Here is a 24,567-nt window from a genome sequence, read left to right on the forward strand (position 1 = left end):
GGCCATGTCCGACGTCCCCGCCGCGCCGATCACCGACCTCCTCGTCGCCAACCGCGGGGAGATCGCCCGGCGCGTCTTCGCCACCGCCCGCCGCATGGGACTGGGCACCACCGCCGTGTTCTCCGACGCCGACGCGGCCGCCCCGCACGCCCGGGAGGCCGACGCCGCGGTGCGCCTTCCCGGCAACACCCCCGGCGAGACGTACCTGCGGCCCGAGGAGCTCGTGCGGGCCGCCCGCGCGGCCGGGGCCGACGCGGTCCACCCCGGTTACGGGTTCCTCTCCGAGAGCGCCGGTTTCGCCCGAGCCGTCGTCGAGGCCGGGCTGACCTGGGTCGGTCCGCCACCAGCGGCGATCGAGTCGATGGGTTCGAAGGTCGGGGCGAAGAAGCTCATGGCCGACGCCGGGGTCCCCGTGCTCGCCGAACTCGACCCCGACTCGGTCACCGCCGACCAGCTGCCCGTGCTCGTCAAGGCCTCCGCGGGCGGCGGCGGGCGCGGCATGCGCGCGGTGCGCGCGCTCGACGAACTGCCCGCGCAACTCGCGGCGGCCCGCCGCGAAGCCGAATCCGCCTTCGGCGACCCCACGGTGTTCTGCGAGCGCTACCTGGAAACCGGCAGGCACGTCGAAGTGCAGGTCGTGGCCGACCGGCACGGCACCGCGTGGGCGCTCGGCGAGCGCGAGTGCTCGCTGCAGCGCCGGCACCAGAAGGTGGTGGAGGAAGCCCCTTCCCCGCTGGTCGAGCGGCGCGAAGCCGCGGGCGGCGACATGCGCGAGCGGCTGTTCACCGCCGCGCGGCGGGCCGCCGCCGCCATCGGCTACGAAGGCGCCGGCACGGTCGAGTTCCTCGCCGACGAGTCCGGGGAGTTCTTCTTCCTGGAGATGAACACGCGCCTGCAGGTCGAACACCCCGTCACCGAGAACACCACCGGTGTCGACCTGGTGCGGCTGCAGCTGCGGATCGCCCAGGGCGACGAGCTGCCCGCCGAACCCCCGCCGCGGCACGGGTGCGCGATCGAAGCGCGCCTGTACGCCGAGGACCCCGCGCAGGACTGGCGCCCGCAGAGCGGCGCGCTGCACCACTTCGACGTGCCGGACGCGGCAGGCGGTTTCGCCCCGCTCACCGACCCCGGCATCCGGCTCGACTCCGGCGTGACCGACGGCGACGTCGTCAGCATCCACTACGACCCGATGCTGGCCAAGGTCATCGCCAGCGGCCACACCCGGCGGGAGACCGCGCGCCTGCTCGCCGCGGCGCTGGCGCGCTCGCGGGTGCACGGGCTCGTGACCAACCGCGACCTGCTGGTGCGCGTGCTGCGCCACCCGGCGTTCCTCGCCGGCGAGACCGACACCGCCTTCTTCGACCGGCACGGGCTGGACGCGTTCGCGCGTCCGCTCGCCGACGAGCACGCGCTCGAGCTCTCGGCGATCGCCGCGGCACTGGCCGAAGCGGCCGGCAACCGCCGCAGCGCCCGGGTGAACGCCCACGTCCCGAGCGGATGGCGGAACCTGCCCGCGCAGTCGCAGTCCAAGACCTACACCGGCCCCGGCGGCACCGACGTCGAAGTGCGGTACCTGCACCGGCGCGGCGGGACCACCGTGGAGGGGCACCCCGGTCTCCTCCCGGTCGAGGCCGGTCCGGAGCGGGTGGTGCTCGACGTGCCCGGCGAGCACGGCCCGGTGCGCCGGGCGTTCGACGTGGCGCGCTACGGCGGGCTCGTCTGCGTCGACTCGCCGCTCGGCCCGGTCTCCCTGGGCAGGAAGCCGCGGTTCACCGACCCGTCCGCCCGCCTCGCCGCGGGATCGCTGCTGGCCCCGATGCCCGGCAGCGTCGTCCGCCTCGCCGCCGAGGTCGGCGAGAGCGTCACCCGCGGCCAGCCGGTCCTGCGGCTGGAGGCGATGAAGATGGAGCACACCATCGCGGCCCCCACCGACGGCGTGCTCACCGAGCTGCACGTGCGCACCGGCGAGCAGGTCGAGATGGGCGCGGTCCTGGCCGTCGTCGACGACACCGCCGAGGGGGCGGGGGACGATCCGGAACGCACCGCAGCGGAGGGACACCGATGAGCGTCACCGAAACCGACGAGCAGAAGGAACTGCGTTCCGCCGCGGCCCGGCTCGGGCAGCGCTACAACTACCTCGACTACGTGCTGCCGAAGGCCCGCGCCGGCGAGCCGCTGACCGAGCTGTGGCACGAGGCGGCAGCGCTCGGCTTCCTCGGCGTCAACCTCCCCGAGGAGTACGGCGGGGGAGGTGCGGGCATCTACGAGCTCGCCCTCGTGCAGGAGGAGCTCGCCGCGCAGGGCGCCGGGCTGCTGCTCGTCGTCGTCTCCCCGGCGATCTGCGGCACGATCATCGCCAAGTACGGCACCGAGCAGCAGCGGGCGCGCTGGCTGCCCGGGCTGGCCGCGGGGTCGGTCCGGATGGCCTTCGGCATCACCGAACCCGACGCCGGGTCCAACTCGCACGAGATCACCACCACCGCCCGCCGCGACGGCCAGGGCTGGGTCCTGCACGGGCAGAAGGTGTTCATCTCCGGCGTCGACCAGGCCGCGGCCGTGCTCGTCGTCGCCCGCACCGAGGACGCCGCCACCGGCAAGCTGCGGCCGGCGCTGTTCATCGTGCCCACCGACGCGGAAAACTTCACCGCGCAGCCGATGGACATGGACGTCATCGCCCCGGACCGGCAGTTCACGCTGTTCTTCGACGGGGTGCGCCTGCCCGGCGAGGCGCTCGTCGGCGAGCAGGACGCGGCGCTGCTGCAGCTGTTCGCCGGGTTGAACCCGGAACGCGTCCTCGGCGCGGCCATGGCCGTCGGCACCAGCCGGTACGCGCTGTCCCGCGCCGTCGACTACGCCAACGCCCGGCGGGTGTTCCAGCAGCCGATCGGCGCGCACCAGGGCATCGCGCACCCGCTGGCCCAGCTCAAGATCGACACCGAGATGGCCAAGCTCATGACGCAGAAGGCCGCGGTGCTGTACGACTCCGGTGATGACGACGGCGCGGCCGAGGCCGCGAACATGGCCAAGTACGCCGCCGCCGAGGCCAGCATCGCCGCGCTGGACCGGGCGATCCAGACCCACGGCGGGTCCGGTCTGACCGGCGAGCACGGTCTCGCCGCCATGCTCGGCATGGCGCGCATCGCCCGCGTGGCGCCGGTGAGCCGGGAGATGGTGCTGAACTTCGTCGCCCAGCACAGCCTCGGCCTGCCGAAGTCCTACTGAGGCGGCGGTGCTGCTGCCGCGGCGGGCGGCGAGCTCCCGCGCGGCGATCCGGGAGCTCGCCGCGCGGCCGCGGCGCCGGCGGAGCGCGTCCCGGGCCGGGCCGGCGGCCGTGCGAGGCGGTGGCCGGGCGCGGTGCCCGCCAGGGCAACATGGTCTGCGGAGCCAGGTCGGGATCCCGAGCGGATGCCGCGCACACGTCGCAGCGATGAGGAGGCAGCGGTGCCGCCGCGCGAACCGAAGCAGGACCGCAGCAGGGCGACGCGCCGGCGCCTGCTCGAGTCGACGGTCGAGTGCCTGGCCACCGAGGGCTGGGCGGCGACGACGGTGGCGGTGGCGGCGCAGCGGGCCGGTGTTTCGCGCGGTGCGGCGCAGCACCACTTCCCGACGCGGGAGGAGCTCATCACCGCGGCCCTGGAGGTGATCTTCGACAGCCGCATCGGGGAGCTCCGCGCCGAGAGCAGCGACCTGCCGACCGGCCCGGAGCGCACCGAGGCGGTCGTGCGGCGGATGGTCGACTACTTCACCGACCCGTTCTTCAAGGCCGCCCTGCAGGTGTGGACCGCCGCCGCGGCCGACGAGAAGCTCCGCGAGCGGATCGTGCCGCTGGAGGCGAAGTTCGGCCGGATCGCGCACCAGGTCACCGTCGAACTGCTCGGGGCCGACGACGCGGATCCGGTGGTGCGGCGGCTCGTGCAGGGCACGCTGGACATGGCCCGCGGGCTGGGGCTGGCCGACGTGCTCACCGACGACTCCGCGCGCCGGGAGCGCATCGTGCGCCAGTGGTCCGAGACCCTCGACGCCGCGCTGCGCGACCGGCTGCCCGGGTCGGGTGGTGGAGGAGCAGCGGGCGGCGAGCGCGGCGCGGAGTAGCGGGCTCCGCCGGGAGCACCGCCGCGGTGCACGGCCCGCGGAGGTGCTGCGGTCCCGCCGCGGGCCGGTGCGCGCTACTGCACCGACCAGCCGCCGTCCGAGGGCAGCACCGCGCCGGAGATGTTGACCCCGTCGTCGCTGAGCAGGAACGTGATCGGGGCGGCGAGCTGCGGTGCCGTCGCGATCGGCGGCATCATCCGCTGCAGCGGGGACAGGCGGCCGGAGCCGAACTCCGCCGGTTCCGCCATCGCCCCGCCGCTGGCGATGCCCGTGACCACGCCGCCCGGGGCGACGGCGTTGACGCGGATGCCCGAGTGCCCGTACATGAACGCCGCGCTGCGGGTCAGCCCCACCACCGCGTGCTTGGAGGCGGTGTAGGCGACTCCGGATGCCCCGCCGCGCAGCGCGGCCTCCGAGGCGATGTTGACGATCGAGCCGCGCCCCGCCTCGAGCATCGCCGGGAGCACGGCGCGGGTGAGGCGGAACATCCCGTCGACGTTGACGCCGAACACGCGCTGCCACAGCTCGTCGCTCATCTCGTGCAGGGCGCCGAAGTCGTCGTTGATCCCCGCGATGTTCGCCAGCCCGTCGATCCGCGGTCCGGCGGTGGTGACCACCCGCTCGAGGTCCTTCGCGTCGGTGATGTCCGCGCGCACCGGCAGCACCTCGGCGGAGCCGAGCTCGGCGGTGAGCTCGTCCAGCTCCCCGGCCGCCACGTCCGCTGCGACCACGCGCCCGCCTTCGCGGGCGATGCGCGAGGCGGTGGCGCGGCCGATGCCGGAGGCGGCGCCGGTGACGATGACCGTCCGGCCGTCGAACCGCCCGGGCACGATGCGCTCCTGCCAACCGGTTTCCTCCTCGGCCGCGTCGGGCGCGGCGCCGCCGTTGGTCCGGGACACCAGGTCATCGACCACCTGCTGCGAGAGCGCGCCCCGGCTCATGGTGACCAGCTGTTCCAGCGGCAGCTGCCGCACGGGTGCGAGCGCCTCCTCGTCGAAACCGCCCCGGGCGAGCAGCTCCCGGATCAGCGGCCCGCCGACCGGGTGGTCGATCCACGTGCCGATCGGGGTCCGGCCGGTCAGCGGCGTGCGTTCGTCCGTCATCGCGTCGTCCTTCCTCTCGTGCGTGCGTCGCCGGTCGCACCGCGCCGGAGCGGTGCGACCGCCCTCCCGCGGCCGCGGGTCCCGCCGCGCACGCGGGTTCGCCGGTGGTGCGGGGATCCTCGTGCGGATCCTCCGCGGGGTACCTGCTAGCGTAAGTCAGACAGCTGACTTAAAAAGTTCGCGGGGGGTCGCGCAGGGATGACGCAGACGTCCACCACACCGCAGGCGGAGGAGGTCTCCGGTGCCACCCGCCCGCAGACCGTCGTCGTGGTGCTGGCCCTCAGCGGGATCGTGGTCTCGCTCATGCAGACGCTCGTGGTGCCGCTGGTGCCGCAGCTGCCCGAACTGCTGAGCACCTCGGCCGCCGACGCGGCCTGGGCGGTCACCGCCACGCTGCTGGCCTCCGCCGTCGCCACTCCCACGGTGGGCAGGCTCGGCGACATGTACGGCAAGCGGCGCATGCTGCTGCTCAGCCTCGCGATGCTGGCGGCCGGATCCGTGCTGTGCGCCCTGTCGCACGGCCTCGTGCCGATGGTCCTCGGCCGCACCCTGCAGGGGTTGGCCGCGGGCGTGATCCCCCTCGGCATCAGCATCATGCGCGACGTCCTGCCGCCCGAGCGGCTGAGCGGTGCCACCGCGCTGATGAGCGCCTCGCTCGGTGTCGGCGGTGCGCTGGGCCTGCCGCTGGCCGCGTTCATCGCCGACAACGCCGACTGGCACGTGCTGTTCTGGGCCGCCGCCGCGCTGGCCGGTGCCGCCTTCGCGCTCGTGACCGCGCTGGTGCCCGCCTCCGCGGTGCGCACCGGTGGGCGGTTCGACCTGCCCGGGGCGGTGGGGCTGTCGATCGCGCTGCTGTGCCTGCTGCTGGTGATCTCCAAGGGCTTCGACTGGGGCTGGGGCAGCGGCCTGCCGGGGGCGCTGCTCGCGATCACCGCCGTCGTGCTGCTCGTGTGGGGGTGGTGGGAGCTGCGCACCCCGCGCCCGCTGGTCGACCTGCGCACCTCCGCCCGGCGCCAGGTGCTGCTGACCAACATCGCCTCCGCGGTGTTCGGTTTCTCGATGTACGCGATCACCCTGGTGGTTCCGCAACTGGTGCAGCTGCCGGAAGCCACCGGCTACGGCTTCGGTCGGACCGTGTTCGTCGCCGGCCTGGTGATGGCCCCGAACGGGCTGGTCATGATGGCGATGGCGCCGGTGTCCGCGCGGATCACGCGCACCCTGGGACCGAAGGTGACGCTGATGACCGGTGCGGCCGTGGTCGCCGCGGGATACGGCGCGGGACTGCTGCTCAACTCCGCCCTCTGGCAGCTCGTGCTCGCCTCGAGCGTCGTCGGCTCCGGGGTCGGACTCGCCTACGGCGCCATGCCCGCGCTGGTGATGGCCGCGGTATCGCCCTCCGAGACCGCCGCGGCCAACAGCCTCAACACGCTCATGCGGTCGATCGGCACGTCGGTCTCCAGCGCGGTGATCGGGGTGGTGCTCGCGCACATGACCACGCGGATCGGAACCGCGGCCGTACCGGCGCAGTCCGGCTTCCGCGCGGTCCTCGGCCTCGGCGCGCTCGCCGCGCTCGGCGCCCTGGCGATCGCCTCCTTCCTGCCCGGCCGCTCCGCCGGGCGCGCAGCGGCCGAACCGGAACCCGCCGCGCAGCGGGCGGGCCGGTAGGGCGGCGCACCTGCCGCGACGAGCCCGGGGGTCACCTCACCCGGGGGACGGCACCGCCGTGGCGTCCGGCTGATCGGTGGACACGTCTTCTTCCGCGCCGCAGCACCGGTGTAGTTTCGCCGGAAAGATCCCGTGCGGGCCGCGCTCCGGCCTGCCCCGCGGTGCGGTGACGCCGTCCTCGGCGCTTCGCCGCTTCGCAGCGGTGGGCTCGGGGCCGACCGCACGGGCCGTCGCGCGGCGAGGGGAGCGTTCCGTGGCCAGCGAGGTGCACCGGTCCGGGCTGGCGGTGGCCGACCCGGCCGTCTACGCCCACGAGCAGCAGCTGCACGAGGCGCTCGCGACCCTGCGGCGGGAGGATCCCGTGCACCGGGTGGACCCCTCCCCGGAGTACAACCCGTTCTGGCTGCTCACCCGCCACGCCGACATCCTCGAAGTGGAGCGGCAGCACCACCTCTTCCGCAACGCGCCGCGCCCCGTGCTCGTGCCCGCCGAGCAGGACCTGCGCGCCGAGCAGGAGGGGCAGCTGCTCAACACGCTGATCCACATGGACGGTCCGGAGCACCGCGCGATGCGCGGTGTCGTCGCCGACTGGTTCCGACCCAAGGCGCTGCGCAGGATGGAGGAGCAGGTCCGCGTCCTCGCCAGGCGCTACGTCGACCGGATGGCCGAGTTCGGCGGGGAGTGCGACTTCGTCCGCGACGTCGCCGTGGGCTACCCGCTGTACGTCATCCTCTCGCTGCTCGGGCTGCCCGAGTCGGACTTCGACCGGATCCTGCAGCTCACGCAGGAGCTGTTCGGCGGGTCCGACGAGGAACTGCAGCGCGGGCGCACCGCCGAGGAGATGGCTGCGGTGGTGACGGACTTCTTCGCCTACTTCCAGAAGATCACCGCGGACCGGCGCGCCCAGCCGACCGAGGACCTGTCCTCGACGATCGCCAACGCCCGCGTCGACGGGGAACTGCTGTCGGACCTCGACGCCACCTCGCTGTACGTGATCATCGCCACTGCCGGGCACGACACGACGAGCTCCACGATCTCCGGCGGGATGCACGCGCTCGCCGAGCACCCCGAGCAGCTGCGCCGGCTGCAGCGCCACCCGGAACTCGTCGACACCGCGGCCGAGGAGATGATCCGGTGGTCCACCCCGGTCAAGGCGTTCCTGCGCACGGCCGCCGCCGACTACGAGCTCAACGGCACGCCCATCGCGGAGGGGGATTCGCTGCTGCTGTCGTACCCCTCGGCGAACCGCGACGAGGAGGTCTTCACCGACCCCTCCGCCTTCGACGTCGGGCGCGACCCGAACCGGCACCTCGCGTTCGGGTTCGGTGCGCACTACTGCCTGGGCGCCACGCTCGCGCGCATGGAGACCCGCGCGTTCTTCGCCGAGCTCGCGCCGCGGCTGGGGGAGGTGGAGCTCGCCGGCGATCCGGAGTGGGTGGCGACCACGTTCGTCGGCGGGCTCAAGCACCTGCCGCTGCGCTGCGGTATGCGCAGGGCTTCCTGAGAGCCGTTCCGGCGAGCCGGGCCCGGTCGCGGCGGGTGTCCGAAGTGCGCGGAACGGCGTTCCGCGCTGCGTGGTCGCGTTGCCGCGCGGGCTACGCGCCCAGGTTGCGGTCGAGCAGTTCCAGCAGCTCCCGCCAGTGCCGCTCGGCGGCGTCCTCGTCGTAGCTGGCCGTGTCGGCCTGCGTGTAGCCGTGCGCGGCGCCCTCGTAGACCTCCGCGCGGAAGCGCACCCCCGCGTCGGTCAGCGCGGTGCTCAACCGCTCGACCTGCTCGGGCGGCAGCGCGTGGTCGTTGTCCGCGTGTCCGAAGTAGAGCTCCGCGGTGATCCGGTCGGCGAGCAGGTGCGGGCTGTCCGGGTCCTCCGTGGCCAGGTTCCCGCCGTGGAAACCCGCCGCGGCGGCCACCCGGTCGGGGTGGGCGGCGGCCGTGCGCATCGCGAGCGCGGCGCCCATGCAGTACCCGGTCACGCCCACCGGCCCGTTGGCGGCCTCGGGACGCGTGCTGATCCACTCGAGGTAGGAGCCGGCGTCGCGCACCACGCGGTCCGGCGTGAGCGAGCGCATCATCGGGCCGATCTGCTCGAAGATCTCCGGGCGCTGTTCCGGGTCGATGAACTCGGGCAGGTCGGCCACGGGCGTGCGGGCGTGCCGGTAGAACACGTTCGGGACCACCGCGGTGTAACCGGAGGCGGCGAGCCGGTCGGCCATGCCGGTCAGGTGCGGGCGCAGCCCGAACGCATCCATGTAGAGCAGGACCGCCGGGTGGGCGGCGGTGTCGTCGGGATGCGCCAGGTAGGCGTCGGCCACCCCGTCGGCGGTGGGGACGTCCACCCAGGTTCCGGTTGTGGTGGTCATCGGCGCAGGTTCCCTTCTCTCGACGGATCTTCTGCTGCGCGATCACATCACTCCGCGCCGCGGGGCGGGATCCGGGGCCCGCGATCCCGTGCGCGGGCCGGCGCCGCCGGCCGTTGCGCACCGCGACAGGCGCGGCGCGGCAGCGCTGCTCACCAGACGCGGACAGCGGCGAGCCCGGCGGACCACCGCGGCCTGCCGGGCTCGCGTCGGGAGCAGTGCTGCGCTCGCGGCCGTCAGTCGGTCCGCGCGGCCGTGATGCGGTTGGAATTGATCTGGGTCGCGATCGCGAGCGCGCCCATGATCAGCACGGTGGCGATGCCGACGAACAGCGGGGGGATCGCGTGGCCCAGCGCCAGGGCCAGAACGCCGACGAGGATCAGCGCCCCCGCGGCCGCGTAGCGGGCGCGGGCCACCGCACCGGTGCGCGAGCGCAGGAACAGGATGTTGCCCAGCAGGTAGATCAGCGGACCGCCCACGGTGGTCAGCACCAGCGGCGCATCCGTGTGGTCGTGGGTGAGGCGCAGCTCGATCGACACGGCCACCACGATCGCACCGGCGACCATGAGCGCGTGCGCGTAGGCGAACGCCGACCGCAGCGCGCGCGTGCTCGCGTCTCCGCGGCTGGCCTGCGTGTTCTGCCCCGCCAGCGCGAAGTACGCCCACCACTGCACGAACAGGCCGAGGAACCCGAGCACCGTGGTCAGCACCGCGGCCGGCGGGATCTCCTCCAGCTCGGACAGCGTGAAGCCCATGATCAGGATCGACTCGCCGAGGGCGATGATGAACACCCCGCGGTTGCGCTCGGCGAGGTGCTCCGGGTCCGTCGGCCAGGTGTGCATCGGCGCCGACCCGAGACCGGGGAAGCGGAACTCGAACCGCGGTGCGGCCACGTCCACCACCAGGGCCGCCAGCCAGATCACCAGCCGCACTTCGGGCGGGAAGAACGCGCCGAGGATCCACAGCACTCCCGCCGTGGAGCTCCAGGCCAGCAGGTTGGTGTAGTTGTGTGAGAGCACGTGTCCCCGCATGGCGAAGACCATGAACGCTGCGCGGCCCACCTGGGCGACCACGTAGAAGAGCGCGAAGAGCAGCGCTTCGCCCGCGAACGCGTACGGCAGGGTCAGCGACATGCCCAGGGCCGCCAGCATGAGCAGCAGGTTGAGCACGCGCACGATCCCGCTGTGCGGGTCCAGCCAGTTCATCGCCCACGCCGAGTAGTTCCACGCCCACCACACCGCGCCGAACAGCAGGGCGACTTCCAGCGCCCCGAACCAGTTCAGCTCGTCCAGCAGCGTGTGCGAGATCTGGATGATGGCGAACACGTACACCAGATCGAAGAACAACTCGATCGGCGCGACTTCCGAGCGGCCCTCTCCCGGTGCCCGCATCAACCGGGGCCGCGGTCGCGCGGCCCCGGCGTCCTCTTCGACCATCGCTCCTCCCCGTGGTGTTCCGACCTCGCGGCTCTCCGGCGGCCGCACAATCCTAGAGCAGTCCACACCGGAGGGCGCGACCGTCCGGTGCCCTCCGGTGGTGCAGGCGCTCCGCGAGCACGATCCGTCCGCAGTGGCTGGTCCTCCGTGGATCCGCGGGGGAGCGTGGCCGGGCAGTCGCTCGTGGGAACGCCGTCCCGCGCGGGACGCGGCGGCTCGGTGGCCGGGCGCGCTGCAACGCGCGAGCGCGGGCGGCCCCTGCGGACCGCCCGCGCACGTCACCCCCGCTCTCCCGAGGACGACCCCCGAACGAGCCTAGGCCGGCGACCTCGCAGGTGGGAAACGCGAACCTGCGGTGGGCTCACAAGCGGGAGCGATAGTCCCAGTGCAGCGCCTTCCCGGCACTCGGCGGGCCTGCGCTGCGGGCAGCGGCGGCGGATGGCTGACCGGCCGGGCCCGGCGTGCTGCTCGCGGCTCCGGCGCGCCCGGGCTCAACTCGGGTGCAACCGCCGCGCGTCCAGGGCGAGGCGCAGCCACACGGCCTCCTCGACGCCGTTGATCGACCGCCCCAGCACCGACTCGATCCGCGCGAGCCGGTTGAGGACGGTGTTGCGGTGGCAGAACAGCCTCGTCGCGGCGAGCTTGGCCGAACGGTCGGCCGCCAGCCAAGACGCCAGCGTCGCGAGCAACACGTCGCGTTCCTGCTCCGGCAGCTCCAGCAACGGACCGAGCGCGCGGTGCACGAGCCGCTCGGCCAGCGCCGGGGAGCGGGCCACGAGAGCCTGCGGCAACCGCTCGTCGAGCGTGGCCGTTCCGGTCGTTCCGGGAGGGACCGTGCGCAGGGCGAGCCGTGCCCACTCGTGGGCGCGCGGCAGTTCGGCGGCGCTGGTGACGCCGGGGGAGAGACCGACACGCCCCGGTACGTTCTCCGCGAGGACCCGGGTCAGCGCCTCGACCGGGTCCAGCTGCACCGCGACGATCCCCACCAGGGCCGCCGGCCTGGCCTGCCACGCCGAGGAGACCCCGTGGCGGGCCAGCATCTCCTCGCGGTGCACCGGGTCGACGGGCCCGTCGTCGGCGGCGTTGACCACCACCAGGTAGGACGCGTTCGCCGGCAGCCCCAGCGCCCGCAGCTGCGACTCCGCCGATCCCGCTTCCTCCTCCGTCCCGTGCAGCAGGGAGTCGATGAGCGCGCGGCGCTGCTGCTCGTCGGCGCGGAGCACCTCCAACTCGGCGCGGCGGTAGTTGTCCGAGACCACCGAGGAGACCTCGTCGACCACGGTCCACACGGAGGTGGCGATCTCGAGCAGCAGCTCCTGGTCGATGCGCTCGCTGCCGCGGGCGGCCTCCAGCGTGTTCGACCACACCACGCGCCCGCCCAGGCGGAACGAGCGCAGCACGAGGTCGAGCGGGACGCGCTGCTCCGCCCGCTTGCGCCCGGTGCGCCGGGCCGCGTCGTAGGCGTCCTCCCCCTCGGGGGTGCACTGGCCGATCAGCTGCAGCACGCGCTCGATGTTGGCCCGGCACGAGGCCCGCAGGTCCGGTTCGGACACCTGCTGGGAACGGTAGTACCGGGGGTTTTCGGTGACGATCGCCTCGACCAGCCGGTCGGTGACCGTGTCCAGCTTCGCCAGCGTCGCACGCGCGAGTTCGGCGGCACCCGCGTCCCGCTCGTCCGGAACGGTCCGTGCGTCGGTGTCCATGGCCCGGGAACGTAGACGGCCCGCGGCGGGCTTGGCAATTGCCCTCCTCCCTCGTTCCCGGGGGTGCGCTGCGGTGATCCGGAACTCGCGGGGTGCTGTGACGCCGTGCGCCGGGTGCGGCCCCGGTCAGGCAGGGGCTTCCACCGCGGCCTCCGCACTGGTCCACGCCCGTGCCTGCTCCGACGGGGAGAAACCGAGGCCGGGGCGGTCCGGCACGACCATCCGCCCGTTGCGCAGCTGCAGTCGTTCGTTGAACACCGGTTCCAACCACTCGAAGTGCTCGAGCCAGGTGGTACCCGAGTACGCCGCGGCCAGGTGCAGGTGGATCTCCATGGCGAAGTGCGGGGCCAGCGACAACCTGCGGTGCTCGGACAGGGCCATGATCCGGAGGAACGGCGTGATCCCGCCGACCCGGGGAGCGTCCGGCTGGACGTAGTCGCAGGCGTCCTGCCGGACGAAGTTCCAGTGCTCGTCGACGCTGGTCAGCATCTCGCCCGTGGCGATCGGTGTGTCCAGCGCCGCGGTGAGCCGGGCATGCCCCTCGGCGTCGGAGCAATCGAGCGGTTCCTCGATCCACGTGAGCTGGAACTGCTCCAGCACCCGGCCGGTGCGCTGCGCGGTGGCCCGGTCCCACTGCTGGTTGGCGTCGACCATCATCGGGAACGCGTCCCCGAGGTGTTCGCGCACGGCCTCGACTCGCCGCAGGTCCTCTCGCGCGTCGGGTTGTCCGACCTTGATCTTGATGCCGCCGATGCCGCGCGAGAGGGACAGGTCCACGTTTTCCAGGATCTGCTCGGTGGAAGCGGACAGGTAACCACCGGAGGTGTTGTAGCAGGGAACCGAATCGCGGTGCGCCCCCAGCAGTTTGGCCAGCGGCAGGTTCGCGCGCTTGGCCTTGAGGTCCCACAGCGCGATGTCGCAGGCCCCGACCGCCTGGGTGGCCAACCCGCTCCGGCCCATCGAGGCACCGGCCCAGACGAGCTTGTCCCACAGGCGGGCGATGTCGTTGGGGTCCTCCCCGATCAGGTCGCCGGCGATCTCCCGGACGTGGGCGAACATGCCCGGACCGCCCGCGCGTTTCGCGTAGCTGAAGCCGACACCGCCGTGCCCCGCTTCGGTGCTGATCTCCACGACGAGCAGCGCGATCTCCGTCAACGGCTTCTGCCTGCCGGTCAGGACCTTCGCGTCGCTGATCGGGGCTTCCAGCGGCAGGCGGACCAGCGAGAGGTGCACCTTCGAGATCGCGTCGGTGGGCGCCTCCTCGGGGGCGCTGGTGGACGGCCGGGTGGCAGGACTGCCGGATCGAGTAGTCAAGGGGTTTCCTCTCCGTGCACGTTGGACCGTTGTCGCGTGGTGGGCCGTGGTGGTGGGGACGTGGTGGTGGACCACTGCCTGCTCGCCGCGTCGCGCCGGGGCGGTCCGGGAACCGCGCGGGAGCGCTGCGCGCTCAGCCGAACGCGGTGATGCCGATGCTGATCACCAGGGCGATCAGGAACATCAGCGCGCCCATGATCGTCTCCATGAGCGTCCAGGTCTTCAGCGTGCTCCTGACGTCCAGATCGAGGTAGCGGTTGAACAGCCAGAACCCGGAGTCGTTGACGTGCGAGAGCACGGTCCCGCCGCCGGCGACGGCGATGACGATGAGCGCGGTCTCCGGCTGGGAGAGGTCCGCGGATTCGATGAAGGGACTGATGATCGGTGCGGTCGTCACGATCGCCACCGTCTTCGACCCCAGGGCCACGCGCAGCACCGCGGCGACGAGGAAGGCCAGCACGGTGGGGGGCAGCGCGGCGCTGCCGATCGCGTTGGCCAGGGCGTCACCGGCTTCGGTGGCCTCGAGCACGGCGCCGAACACGCCACCGGCTCCGGTGACCAGCAGCACCATCGCAACGGGGCCCAGCGAGGCCGAGGCGGCCTTCTCGACGCCCTGCAGGGTGAACCCGCTGCGGCGGGCGAGGATCCAGAAGGCCAGCAGGGTGGAGATGGTGAGCGCGCTGATCGGGTCACCGATGAACAGGAAGAAGCTGCGCACCGGTCCGTCGGGGAGGAACACGTCGGAGAACGTGTTGAGCAGGATCAGCACGACCGGCAGGACCATGAACGTCACGGTCAGCGGCAGGGACGGCGGGCGCTGGTTCTGCGCGCGCTGGCCGGCCTCCTCCGACACGCTCAGCGACAGCTGCTCGGGCACCGGGGTGAAGGTGCGGTCGCCGATCCACTTGCCGAACAGGTAGGAGCCGAAGAACCAGGCGGGCAGGCCGCAGAGGAGGCCCATGATCGTCAGCCACCCGAGGTTGGCGCCGAACAGCTCCGCGGCGGCGACCGGTCCGGGGTGCGGGGGCAGCACCGCGTTCAGCATCGCCAGAGCGCCCAGCGTGGGCAGTGCGATGCTGATCAGGGAACGTCCCGCGTTGGCCGCGACGGCGTACACCAGGGGCAGCAGCAGGATGAAACCGACGTCGGGGAACAGGGGGATGCCGACGACGAGTGCCGTCACGCCCATCGCCAGCGGAGCGCGGTGCTCGCCGAACAGGGTCAGGAGGCGTTCGGCGAGGGCCTGCGCACCGCCGGTCTGCTCCATGACGCGACCGAGCATCGCCCCGAGAGCGACGATGATGGCGAAGCTGCCGAGCATCTCGCCCATGCCGTTCTCCAGCACGGTGGGGATCTGGTTGAGCGGGATGCCGGAGGCCAGCGCCACGACCATGCTGACGACGAGCAGCGCGACGAAGGCGTGTAATCGCAGGGCGAGCACGAGCACGAGCAGCAGCGCGATGCCACCTGCCACGCTGAGCACGAGCGCCCAGTCGGGCAGGTCCCAGGCGGGCGTGATGTTCGCGTCCTCCGACTGCGCGAGGACGAGCGGTGCGGGGTGTGCGGGTAGGAACGGCATGGGCGTCCACCTTCCGCGGTGTCCGGGATCAGCGGGAGTTCGAAGTTCGTCGGGATGCGCGCCCCCGCGCGGGTGGGCCGGGGAGGTGCGCGGCGGTGCGGGGAGGGTGGCGTTCCGGGCGGCCGCCCGGAACGCCGGTCACCAGCGCGGCAGGTGCGGAGCGGTCCAGGAGGGGTCGTGGGCCCGCATCGCCGCGGCGTCGTCGCGCGCGCGGACCTCGCTGCCGGCCCAGCGCGCGTGCAGCCGCTCCAGGGCGGTGCGGTCGAGCTCCACCCCGAGTCCGGGTTCATCGCTGACGACGACGGCCCCGCCGCTGATGGTGTGCGGCCGGGCCACGACGTCCTCGTCCTGCCACGGCCGGTGCGTGTCGCAGGCGTGGTGCAGGTTCGGCACGGTCGCGGCCACCTGGGTCATCGCGGCGAGGCTGATGCCCAGGTGCGTGTTCGAGTGCATCGAGACGCCGACGCCGTAGGTGCGGCACAGGGCGGCGAGTTCCTGCGTGCGCCGCAGGCCGCCCCAGTAGTGGTGGTCGGCGAGCACGACCTGCACGGCGTCGCTGCCGAACGCCTGCGGGACCTCGTCGAACCCGGTCACGCACATGTTCGTGGCCAGCGGCATGCCGGTCCTCGCGTGCACCTGCGACATGCCGTCGGGGCCGGGCGTCGGGTCCTCCAGGTACTCGAGCGTCCCGTCGAGCTCGCGCGCGACGCGCACGGCCGTGTCCACCGACCACGCGCCGTTGGGGTCGAGCCGCAGCGGCAGTTCGGGAAACGCGGCGCGGAGGGCGCGGATGGCGGCGATCTCCTCGTCCGGTGGGAACACGCCGCCCTTGAGCTTGATCGACGAGAACCCGTAGTGCTGCACGAACGTGCGCGCCTGCGCCACGATTCCCGCGGGGTCCAGCGCACTCCCCCACGCGTCCGGTTCCCGGTTCGGGTGCGCGCCGTACTTGTAGAAGAGGTAGGCGCTGTAGTCCACCCGGTCGCGGACCTTCCCGCCCAGCAGGGCGTGCACCGGAACACCGAGGGCCTTCCCCCAGGCGTCCAGGAAGGCCACTTCGAACGCGGAGTGCGCGCTGGCCTTGAGCTTGGGGAGGTCGTGCTTGCCGCGCAGCGCCGAGGCGGGAGCCCCCGCCTCGGCACCGCCGGAGCCGTTCTCGTCGCGACCGGGCCCGTCCAGGGCTTCGTCGACGCGCGCGAGCAGGGCGTTGGGGCGGGAGACGTCGGCGGCGTGCAGCTGCGCGGCGACGGCGCGGACGGCGGAGAGGTAGTACTGGTCGCCGTACGTTTCGCCGAGACCCACGTGACCCGAGGCGGTCTCGACTTCGACGACGGTGCGGGGGGTCAGCGGCTGGTGCGCTCCGGGCAGGTTGAGCAGCGGGGGGTCCGAGATCAGGATGGGCGTCACCCGGACGTCGGTGACGTGGGACGCGTTGGTCGGTCCTGGAGCAGGCATCGTTGCCTCCTGTGCGGTGTGGACGGACCGGTCGCGGCGGTGACGCTCCCCGCCGCTCCGGATCGGGAGCGCCGCGGCCGGGCGAGGAGGGCCCCGCCCGGCCGCAGCGGTGTCAGCCCCGCTCGAGGGCCGGGCGCTTCGGGTCGAACGTCCAGTCGGGGACCAGGTACCGCATCGCTGCGGCGTCGTCGCGGGAACCGAGCCCCTCGGCCCGGTAGAGCTCGTGCGCGGCCGCCACGCGCTCCTCGTCGAGCGCCACGCCGAGGCCGGGGGCGTCCGGCACCCGGAGCAGGCCGTCGCCGATGCGTAGCGGCTCCCGCGTGAGCCGCTGACCGTCCTGCCAGATCCAGTGCGTGTCGATCGCCGTGATCTCCCCCGGCGCCGCGGCGGCCACGTGGGTGAACATGGCCAGCGACACGTCGAAGTGGTTGTTGGAGTGCGATCCCCACGTCAGGCCCCACTCGTGGCAGAGCTGGGCCACGCGCACCGAACCGCTCATCGTCCAGAAGTGCGGGTCGGCCAGCGGGATGTCCACCGCGTCGGCCCGCACGGCGTGCCCGAGCTCGCGCCAGTCGGTGGCGATCATGTTCGTCGCCGTGGGCAGGCGGGTGGCGCGGCGGAACTCCGCCATCGTCTCCCGCCCCGAGAACCCGTCCTCGGCGCCGCACGGGTCCTCGGCGTAGGCGAGGACGCCCGGAAGCTCGCGGCCGAGCTCGATGGCCTGCTCCAGCGGCCACGCCCCGTTCGGGTCGAGCGTGATCCGCGCGTCGGGGAAGCGCCGGGCGAGCGCGGTGACCGCTGCGGCCTCGTCCTGCGGCGGCAGCACGCCGCCCTTGAGCTTGAAGTCGCGGAAGCCGTAGCGCCGCTGCGCCGCTTCGGCCAGCCGCACCACCCCGTCCGCGGTGAGGGTTTCCGCGTGCCGCAGCCGCATCCAGTCGTCCGCGCCGGCCGGTTCGTCCTCCGGGGCGCGGTAGGCCAGGTCGGTGCGCGTCCGGTCGCCGACGTAGAACAGGTAGCCCAGCACCGGGACGTCGACGCGCTGCTGCCCGTCGCCGAGCAGCTCGGCCACGGGCACGTCGAGGTGCTGCCCCAGCAGGTCGAGCATCGCCGATTCGACAGCGGTCGCGGTGTGCACCGCCACGCGGAGGTCGAAGGTCTGCTGACCGCGCCCTCCCGCGTCGCGCCCGCCGAAGCGGGAACGCACCGCGCTGAGCACTGACCGCAGCCGGGCCACCGGTGCCCCGACGACGAGCTCGGCGACTTCCTCGAGGGTGGCGCGGATCGCCTCCCCGCCGGGGACCTCGCCGAGACCGGTGCGCCCCTCCGCGTCGGTGAGCACCACCAGGTTGCGGGTGAAGAACGGCGCGTGCGCGCCGCTGAGGTTGAGCAGCATGCTGTCGCTCCCGGCCACGGGGATGACGCGCATCCCGGTGACCACAGGGGACCGCTGTGCGTGTGCCATGGGTTCCTCCGCGTGCTTCAGTGGCGTCCCGGTTCGCCGTCGATGCGGCGCAGCAGTCCTTCGGGGTTGTCGGCGGCGACCGCCGCCGGCAGCAGGTCGGCGGGCACGTCCTGGTACGCCACGGGGCGCAGGAACCGGTCGACGGCCGCGGTGCCCACCGACGTGGTGCGTGCGTCCGATGTGGCCGGAAAAGGTCCACCGTGGACCATCGCGTGCCCGACCTCGACGCCGGTCGGCCAGCCGCCGAAGAGGACGCGACCGGCGAGCAGCTCCAGGACCGGCAGCAGTCGCGCGGCCTCGTCGTGATCGGCGGGGGAGGCGTGCACGGTGGCGGTCAACTGCCCCTCGAGGCTCCCGGCCACCTCGCGCAGCTGAGCGGCGTCGCGACACCGCACCACCAGCGAACTCGCCCCGAACACCTCGCGCTGCAGGCCGCTGTCGGCGAGGAAGCTCGCCGCGTCGGTGGCCAGCAGCGCCGGGCGGCACCGGTTCGGGTGGTCGGTTTCCGGGCCGCGGGCGAGCACCTCGACGTCCGCGCGGTCGGCGAACTCGGCCACGCCCTCGTCGTAGGAGCGGGCGATCCCCGGCGTGAGCATCGTGCTCGGTTCGCTGGCCGCGACCTCGGCGGCCGCGGAGTCCAGGAACGTCCGCAGCTGCGGATCTTCGACCGCGAGCACGAGCCCCGGGTTGGTGCAGAACTGGCCCGCGCTCGAGGTGAGCGAGCCGACGAAGCCGCGCGCGAGTTCGGCGGGCCGCTCGGCGAGCGCGCCCGGCAGCAGGCACACCGGGTTGATGCTGCTCATCTCCGCGTACACCGGGATCGGCTGCGGGCGCTGCTGGGCAGCGTTGCGCAGGGCCGTCCCGGCCGCGCGCGAACCGGTGAAGCCGACCGCCCGGATCCGCCGGTCGCCGACCAGCCGCACGCCCAGCTCCGGCCCCGAGCCGAACAGCATCGAGAACGTGCCCGCGGGCAGGTCCAGATCGGCCACGGCCTCGGTCGCGGCGCGCGCGACGAGCTCGCACGTGCCGGGGTGGGCGTCGTGCGCCTTGACGACGACGGGGCAGCCGGCGGCGAGCGCCGCGGCGGTGTCACCGCCCGCGACGGAGAACGCCAGCGGGAAGTTGCTGGCGCCGAACACCGCCACCGGTCCGAGCGGCACCGCCCGCTGCCGGATGTCCGCGCGCGGCGGTTGGCGGTCGGGGCGGGCGGGGTCGAGGCGCGGGACCTGTTCGCCGCCGTCGCGCAGCAGCGCGGCGAACATCCGCAGCTGGCCGGTGGTGCGGGAGCGCTCACCGGTCAACCGGGCGGTCGGCAGGCCGGTTTCGGCGCGGGCGCGCTCGACGAGCGCGTCGCCGAGCGCCTCGATTCCGTCGGCGATGCCCTCCAGCAACGCCGCGCGTGTGGTGCGGTCGACGGCGCGGTAGGAGGCGAAGGCCTCCTCGGCGGCGGCGCAGGCGCGCTCCACCTCGGCGGAGCCGCCGTGGCCGAAGGCGGGCTCGAGTTCCTCGCCGGTGTCGGGGTCGGTGGCGCGGATCCGCGCACCGCCGCCGAAGACGGCCTCCCCGGCGAGGAACATGTGGCCTGTCGGGTGCTGCTGGGGCATGATCACTCCTTCGGAATGCGTTCGACGAGTTCGGCCAGGCGGGTGCTTTCGTCCTCGTCCAGGTCCACCAGCGGGCTGCGCACCGGACCGGCCGGTCGCCCGACGACGGTCATGCCGGCCTTGACGATGCTGACCGCGTACCCCGCCCGGCGGTTGCGGATGTCGCAGTAGGGCAGGACGAACTCGTCGAGGTAGCGGTGCACGGCCTCCCGGTCGCGTGCGCGCACGGCCGCGTAGAAGCGCTGCGCGAACTCCGGCACGAAGTTGAACATCGCCGAGGAGTACGTCGTCACGCCCAACTCCTGGTAGGGCAGGGCGAACGTTTCCGCGGTGGGAAGCCCGCCGACGTAGGTCAGCCGCTCGCCCACGCGGGAGTGCAGCCGGGTCATCCGCTCGATGTCGCCGACCCCGTCCTTGAAACCGATGAGGTTCGGGCAGTCCTCGGCCAACCGCGCGACGGTCGTGTCGGTGTAGGTGGCGTTCGCCCGGTTGTAGACGAGGACGCCGAGGTCCGTGGCCGCGCAGACCGCGCGCACGTGGGCGGCCAGTCCCTCCTGGTCGGCCTCGGTGAGGTAGGGCGGGAACAGCAGCACGCCGTCGGCGCCGGCTCGTTCGGCCGCGCGGGCCAGCTCGGCGGCCAGCGCTGTCCCGTAACCGGCGGGGGCGACGATCGGCACGTCCTGCGGGGCCTCCTGCACCGCGGCTGTGACGACCTGCTCGACCTCGGCGGGGGTGAGCGAGAAGAACTCGCCGGTGCCGCCGGCGGCGAACAACCCGGACGCGCCGAACGAGCCGAGCCAGCCGATGTTCTCGCGGTAGGCGGGCTCGTCGAAGGAGCGGTCCGCGCGGAAGTGGGTCACCGGGAAGGACAGCAGACCGGAGGCCAACCGGTGGGCGAGATCGGGCGGAGTGAAGCGGGACATCGGTGCGTCGTCCTCCAGAATCCGTGCTTTGACTGGAGATGACGGTAGAGTCGCCGATCAATGCGCGTCCAACTCCGAAAAGGCATTCTTCGATACTGAGAGAGCATCAATGTTCACGCTCACGCAGCTCGCCGGTTTCGTCGCCGTCGCGGAAGAGGGGAACGTCGGCCGGGCGGCGCAGCGGCTGCGCATGACGCAGCCGCCGCTGAGCCGCCAGGTCCAGCAGTTGGAGAAGGAACTGCAGGTGCGGCTGTTCGACCGCAGCGGCCGGACGGTGCGGCTCACGCCCGCCGGGCGCGCGTTCCTGCGGGACGCGCGGCGGCTGCTGCACGAGGCGGACAACGCCGCCCTGTCGGCCCGCCGCACGACCGCCGGCCAGGAGGGCACGGTGCGCGTGGGCTTCACCGCGACCTCGGCCTACGGCGTGCTCGGCCCGCTGCTGAGCACGGCGCACGAACAGCTGCCGCACGTGGAGGTGGTGCTGCAGGAGCTCGTCACCCGCGACCAGTTCGAGCGGATCGCTTCCGGGGCGCTCGACCTGGGGCTCGTGCGCCCCCCGGCGCGGCCGGAACTCGCCTCCCGCCGGTTGCGCAGCGAGCCGCTGCTGGCCGCGCTGCCGGCGGGCCACCCCCTGGTGGACGCCGGCGAACCCCTCGGCCTCGAGGAGTTCCACGGCGCCGAGGTCGTCGGCTACTCGCCGTCCGAGGCGCGCTACTTCCACGAACTGCTCGCCGGCGTCTTCTCCGCGGCCGGGGTGCGGCCGGTGTACGTGCAGCACGTCAGCCAGGTGCACACCGTCCTCGCCCTCGTCGAGGTCGGCCTGGGCACGTCCCTGGTGCCGTCCACCGCGGCGCGGCTGCGGTTCGAGGGGGTCGTGCTGCGGCAGGTGGACCTGCCCGCGCCGGACCCGGTGGAGCTGCACCTGGCCTGGCGCGAGGACAACGACAACCCCGCCCTGCACGCGCTGCTCGCGGAGCTGTGAGCACGCGACCGGAGCGGTGCGGTGCTCGGCGCCGCCGGGCTCGACAACCGGCGGGACGGTTCGCACGCTGCCGGTCATGCTGAACTCGCGGGCCGGGGAGTTCGTGGTGGCGCGGATCGTGCGCATCGTCGAGCGCTTCGGCGTCGACGCGCCCGCCCTGGCGGTCTCGGAGATCGCCCGGCGGGCGGACCTGCGCGTCGCCACCGCCTCGCGCCTCGTCGACGAGCTCGTCCGGCACGGCTGGTTGCGCCGCGACGGCGACCGCGCCGTGCGCGTCGGGGTGCGGTTGTGGGAGGTCGCCTCGCGCGCCTCGCCCACGTCGGGTCTGCGCGAGGCGGCGATGCCGTTCCTGGAGGACGTGCACGCCGTCGTGGCCACCACGTCCAGCTCGGGGTGCGCGACGGCGACGAGGTGCTGTTCGCCGAGCGGCTGTCAGCACGGGGCGCGGTTGGAAGCCGAAGCCGTGCTCACCGCGCTGGTGCGGCGGGTGGAGCGGATCGAACTCGCTGCTGACCCGGTGCGCCACCGCAACAACACCCTGCGCGGGTGGGAGTCCCCGCCCGTGCGGGTCCGGCTCGGTCGAGCGCCCGGTCCGTCTGCGGACCAGGCGCTCGGGCTCCGCGGTCGTCCTCGCGGAACCCGAGCGCGCTGCGGGGCGGGGCGCGGTTCCGGCCGAGGGACCCGCCCGGGTTCACCTGCGGCCGTGCACGGACACGTCGTCCGGGTTGAAGAGGTCCGGTGCCGTCCAACCGTCCAAGTCGTACTCGGCCATGCACCGCTCGGCGAAGCCCTTCATCTCATCGGCCTTGCCCGAGTTCTGGTGCGCGTACAGGATTTCGGCGCGCACGCCCTCGTGGTTGCCGGAGTAGTTGACCTCGTAGAGCTCGTGGCGGCTGCCGAACTCGCTGCCGATCGAGTCCCAGATCAGCTTCATGAGCTTCACCCGGTCCACCGCCTCGTAGCCGTTCGACCCGCGCACGTACCTGTCCAGGTAGGACCGGATCTCGGGCCGCTTGAAGTCCCGCGCGTGCGAGTTGAGGTAGATCAGCGAACTGCCGAGGTCCTTCTGGATGATCTCCTTGATGCGCGGGTACCCCTGCGTCATGAACCAGCGGTAGGCCATGCCGTAGTCCGCGTTCGGCAGCACGGTGCCGTCCTTCCACCCCTCCGGGGTCCTGGCCATCGCGTCGGTCAGTCCCCAGAACATGTTGCGCCAGGCGAGCACCTCGCCGACGCGGGTCTGGATGCCGCGGAAGTCCTTGGTCCCGGTGACCTCGACGCCCTTCATGAGCAGGCCCGCGATGAAGTCGAGCTTGACCGCCAACCGCGTCACGCCCTGGAACGTGAACCGGGGCAGGAACCCGGAGTTGGGCATGAACGTGCTGGCCTTTTCGGTGTCACCGTAGATGAACACGTTCTCCCAGGGGATCTTGACCCGGTCCAGGACGAAGATCGTGTCGTTCTCGTCCATGCGCGAGGACAGCGGGTTGTCGAACGGGCTGCCCATCACGTCGGACTGCATGGAGTACGAGTGGCGGCAGATCAGCTTCATCCCGGGCGCGTTCATCGGCACCGTGCACACGAGCGCGAACTCGCGCTCCTTGATCGGCAGGGCGTAGTGGCCGAGGAAGTTGAAGTGCGTCAGCGTCGAGCCGGTCGCCACGACCTTCGCCCCGGAGACGACGAGTCCGTCGTCGCGCTCCTCGTGGACGTGCATGAACACGTCCTTGACCTCCTCCGGGTCGCGGTGGCGGTCCACCGGCGGGTTGATGATCGCGTGGTTCCAGTACAGCACCTTCTCCTGCGACTCCCGGTACCAGCGGCGGGCGTTGTCGGAGAACGGTTCGTAGAAGTCGGCGTTGGCCCCGAGCGTGCCGAGGAAGCTCGCCTTGTAGTCCGGGCTGCGCCCCATCCACCCGTACGACAGGCGCGCCCACTCGGCGATCGCGTCCCGGTCGGCGACCATGTCCTCGGCGCTGCGCGGGGCGCGGAAGAACGGGTGCGTGAACCCGTTGCTGCCCGTGTCGGTCGGCCGGGTGAGCACGTCCTGCTCGTCCGGGTCGTGCAGCGCGTCGTAGAGGCGCGCCGTCATGCGCACCGGGTTGCGGAAGGCCGGGTGCGTGGTGACGTCGTCGACCTTCTCCCCGTACAACCACAGTTCCCGGCCGTCGCGCAGGCTCTCGACGTACTCGTCGCCGGTCATCGGCCGCTGCTGCGCCTGCGGGGCGACGGCGGGATTGCTGGTGCGCTCTTCCTGCTGGGTCATCACGTGCTCCTTCGCTGCGGATTTCCCGCTGCTGCGGAGTCTCCGCGTTCTTCGGGTGCGGGTGCGCCGTGTCCGTGCCGGGCTCACGCCCGGACGAAACGGGTCTGGCCCGTGGGGCAGTCGGCCGATTCGAGCCACGGTGCGTCCTGGAACACCTCGCCCAGGTGCCGGAACGCGCCGAGGTAGAACACGAGCGGATCGCCGCCGGTGCACTCGAACGTCTCGACCTCGCCCAGGTGGATGACGTGGTCCCCGCCGTCGTAGCACCGCCACGGCCGGCACGAGATGCGTGCGAGCGATTCCCGCAGGTACGGCGCGGAATCAGCGGGACGCACCCACTCGACCGGTTCGTCCGCGGGCTTTCCCGCGAAGTGCAGCGCCACCGCGTCCTGCTCCTCGCGGAGCACGTTCACCGCGAACGGGCGGTTCTCCAAGTACCCGCAGGCCTTGCTGCGGCGGTCGAGCGACACCAGCACCAGCGGTGGATCCAGGGAGACCGCGCTGAACGCGTTGACCGTCGCACCGTGCGGGCTTCCGTCGGCCTCGCAGCTGACGACGGTGACTCCGCTGGTGAAGTGGCCGAGGCAGTTCCTGAGTTCTCGCGGATCCAGGTGCATGACGTCTCCAGT

Annotated in this window: 18 protein-coding genes and 1 pseudogene; 7 read left to right on the top strand and 12 right to left on the bottom strand. The window is 72.9% G+C overall.

Annotation, left to right across the window (positions count from 1 at the left end; translation table 11 throughout):
* Positions 1–4: 4 nt before the first annotated feature.
* The 3 genes from ACYVJE_RS07975 (at position 5) to ACYVJE_RS07985 (ending at position 4,092) form a co-directional block, all read left to right on the top strand.
* The gene (locus ACYVJE_RS07975) at positions 5–2,065 is read left to right on the top strand and encodes an acetyl/propionyl/methylcrotonyl-CoA carboxylase subunit alpha (RefSeq protein WP_461143961.1); all 2,061 of its coding nucleotides are present in this window, start codon (positions 5–7) and stop codon (positions 2,063–2,065) included.
* Complete coding sequence (locus ACYVJE_RS07980) at positions 2,062–3,222, top strand: acyl-CoA dehydrogenase family protein (protein WP_461143962.1); 1,161 nt, start codon at positions 2,062–2,064, stop codon at positions 3,220–3,222. The genes ACYVJE_RS07975 and ACYVJE_RS07980 overlap by 4 nt, the downstream gene beginning before the upstream one ends.
* A gap of 183 nt (positions 3,223–3,405) precedes the next feature.
* The gene (locus ACYVJE_RS07985) at positions 3,406–4,092 is read left to right on the top strand and encodes a TetR/AcrR family transcriptional regulator (RefSeq protein ID WP_461143963.1); all 687 of its coding nucleotides are present in this window, start codon (positions 3,406–3,408) and stop codon (positions 4,090–4,092) included.
* A 74-nt stretch (positions 4,093–4,166) separates the two neighbouring features.
* Here ACYVJE_RS07985 and ACYVJE_RS07990 read toward each other — a convergent pair whose 3' ends face one another.
* Complete coding sequence (locus ACYVJE_RS07990) at positions 4,167–5,195, bottom strand: SDR family NAD(P)-dependent oxidoreductase (RefSeq protein WP_461143964.1); 1,029 nt, start codon at positions 5,193–5,195, stop codon at positions 4,167–4,169.
* 198 nt (positions 5,196–5,393) lie between these two features.
* On the opposite strand from ACYVJE_RS07990, the gene ACYVJE_RS07995 reads away from it, so the two are divergent.
* Both ACYVJE_RS07995 and ACYVJE_RS08000 read left to right on the top strand, forming a co-directional pair.
* Entirely contained in the window at positions 5,394–6,860 is a 1,467-nt protein-coding gene (locus ACYVJE_RS07995; RefSeq protein ID WP_461143965.1) for an MFS transporter, read from the top strand.
* Between the two features lie 253 nt (positions 6,861–7,113).
* Positions 7,114–8,364 carry a cytochrome P450 gene (locus ACYVJE_RS08000; RefSeq protein ID WP_461143966.1) on the top strand — a complete coding sequence of 417 codons (1,251 nt, stop codon included), beginning with the start codon at positions 7,114–7,116 and terminating at the stop codon, positions 8,362–8,364.
* A gap of 91 nt (positions 8,365–8,455) precedes the next feature.
* Here the strand turns inward: ACYVJE_RS08000 and ACYVJE_RS08005 are convergent, their stop codons facing one another.
* The 9 genes from ACYVJE_RS08005 to kdgD form a co-directional block, all read right to left on the bottom strand.
* A complete protein-coding gene (locus ACYVJE_RS08005; protein WP_461143967.1) occupies positions 8,456–9,217 on the bottom strand; it encodes a dienelactone hydrolase family protein in 762 nt (253 codons plus the stop codon).
* Positions 9,218–9,450: 233 nt separating this feature from the next.
* Positions 9,451–10,650 (bottom strand): low temperature requirement protein A, encoded by a 1,200-nt coding sequence (locus ACYVJE_RS08010; RefSeq protein ID WP_459156029.1) that lies wholly within the window; start codon positions 10,648–10,650, stop codon positions 9,451–9,453.
* 491 nt (positions 10,651–11,141) lie between these two features.
* On the bottom strand, positions 11,142–12,353 hold the full coding sequence (locus ACYVJE_RS08015; RefSeq protein ID WP_461143968.1) for a PucR family transcriptional regulator: 1,212 nt from the start codon (positions 12,351–12,353) through the stop codon (positions 11,142–11,144).
* 126 nt (positions 12,354–12,479) lie between these two features.
* Positions 12,480–13,667, bottom strand: coding sequence for an L-talarate/galactarate dehydratase (locus ACYVJE_RS08020; RefSeq protein ID WP_461143969.1), 1,188 nt, complete (start codon positions 13,665–13,667; stop codon positions 12,480–12,482).
* A 133-nt stretch (positions 13,668–13,800) separates the two neighbouring features.
* Positions 13,801–15,246, bottom strand: a complete 1,446-nt coding sequence (locus ACYVJE_RS08025; protein ID WP_461143970.1) for a GntP family permease — start codon at positions 15,244–15,246, stop codon at positions 13,801–13,803.
* Positions 15,247–15,384: 138 nt separating this feature from the next.
* Positions 15,385–16,701: an enolase C-terminal domain-like protein gene (locus ACYVJE_RS08030; RefSeq protein WP_461143971.1), complete on the bottom strand. Its 1,317-nt coding sequence runs from the start codon at positions 16,699–16,701 to the stop codon at positions 15,385–15,387.
* Positions 16,702–16,813: 112 nt separating this feature from the next.
* Positions 16,814–18,163 carry an enolase C-terminal domain-like protein gene (locus tag ACYVJE_RS08035; protein ID WP_461143972.1) on the bottom strand — a complete coding sequence of 450 codons (1,350 nt, stop codon included), beginning with the start codon at positions 18,161–18,163 and terminating at the stop codon, positions 16,814–16,816.
* A gap of 17 nt (positions 18,164–18,180) precedes the next feature.
* Positions 18,181–19,767 carry an aldehyde dehydrogenase (NADP(+)) gene (locus ACYVJE_RS08040; protein WP_461143973.1) on the bottom strand — a complete coding sequence of 529 codons (1,587 nt, stop codon included), beginning with the start codon at positions 19,765–19,767 and terminating at the stop codon, positions 18,181–18,183.
* Positions 19,768–19,769: 2 nt separating this feature from the next.
* On the bottom strand, positions 19,770–20,690 hold the full coding sequence (gene kdgD / locus ACYVJE_RS08045; RefSeq protein WP_461143974.1) for a 5-dehydro-4-deoxyglucarate dehydratase: 921 nt from the start codon (positions 20,688–20,690) through the stop codon (positions 19,770–19,772).
* Between the two features lie 109 nt (positions 20,691–20,799).
* Between kdgD and ACYVJE_RS08050 the strand changes: the two genes are divergently transcribed.
* On the top strand, positions 20,800–21,672 hold the full coding sequence (locus ACYVJE_RS08050; protein WP_459156021.1) for a LysR substrate-binding domain-containing protein: 873 nt from the start codon (positions 20,800–20,802) through the stop codon (positions 21,670–21,672).
* 76 nt (positions 21,673–21,748) lie between these two features.
* Positions 21,749–21,871, top strand: a pseudogene (locus tag ACYVJE_RS08055) (hypothetical protein); the annotation flags it as partial.
* Positions 21,872–22,363: 492 nt separating this feature from the next.
* Here ACYVJE_RS08055 and ACYVJE_RS08060 read toward each other — a convergent pair.
* Positions 22,364–23,938, bottom strand: a complete 1,575-nt coding sequence (locus ACYVJE_RS08060; RefSeq protein ID WP_461143975.1) for a 4-hydroxyphenylacetate 3-hydroxylase family protein — start codon at positions 23,936–23,938, stop codon at positions 22,364–22,366.
* 83 nt (positions 23,939–24,021) lie between these two features.
* Positions 24,022–24,555 (bottom strand): flavin reductase family protein, encoded by a 534-nt coding sequence (locus ACYVJE_RS08065; RefSeq protein ID WP_461143976.1) that lies wholly within the window; start codon positions 24,553–24,555, stop codon positions 24,022–24,024.
* Positions 24,556–24,567: the final 12 nt, after the last annotated feature.

This window comes from Salinifilum aidingensis (assembly GCF_054782015.1).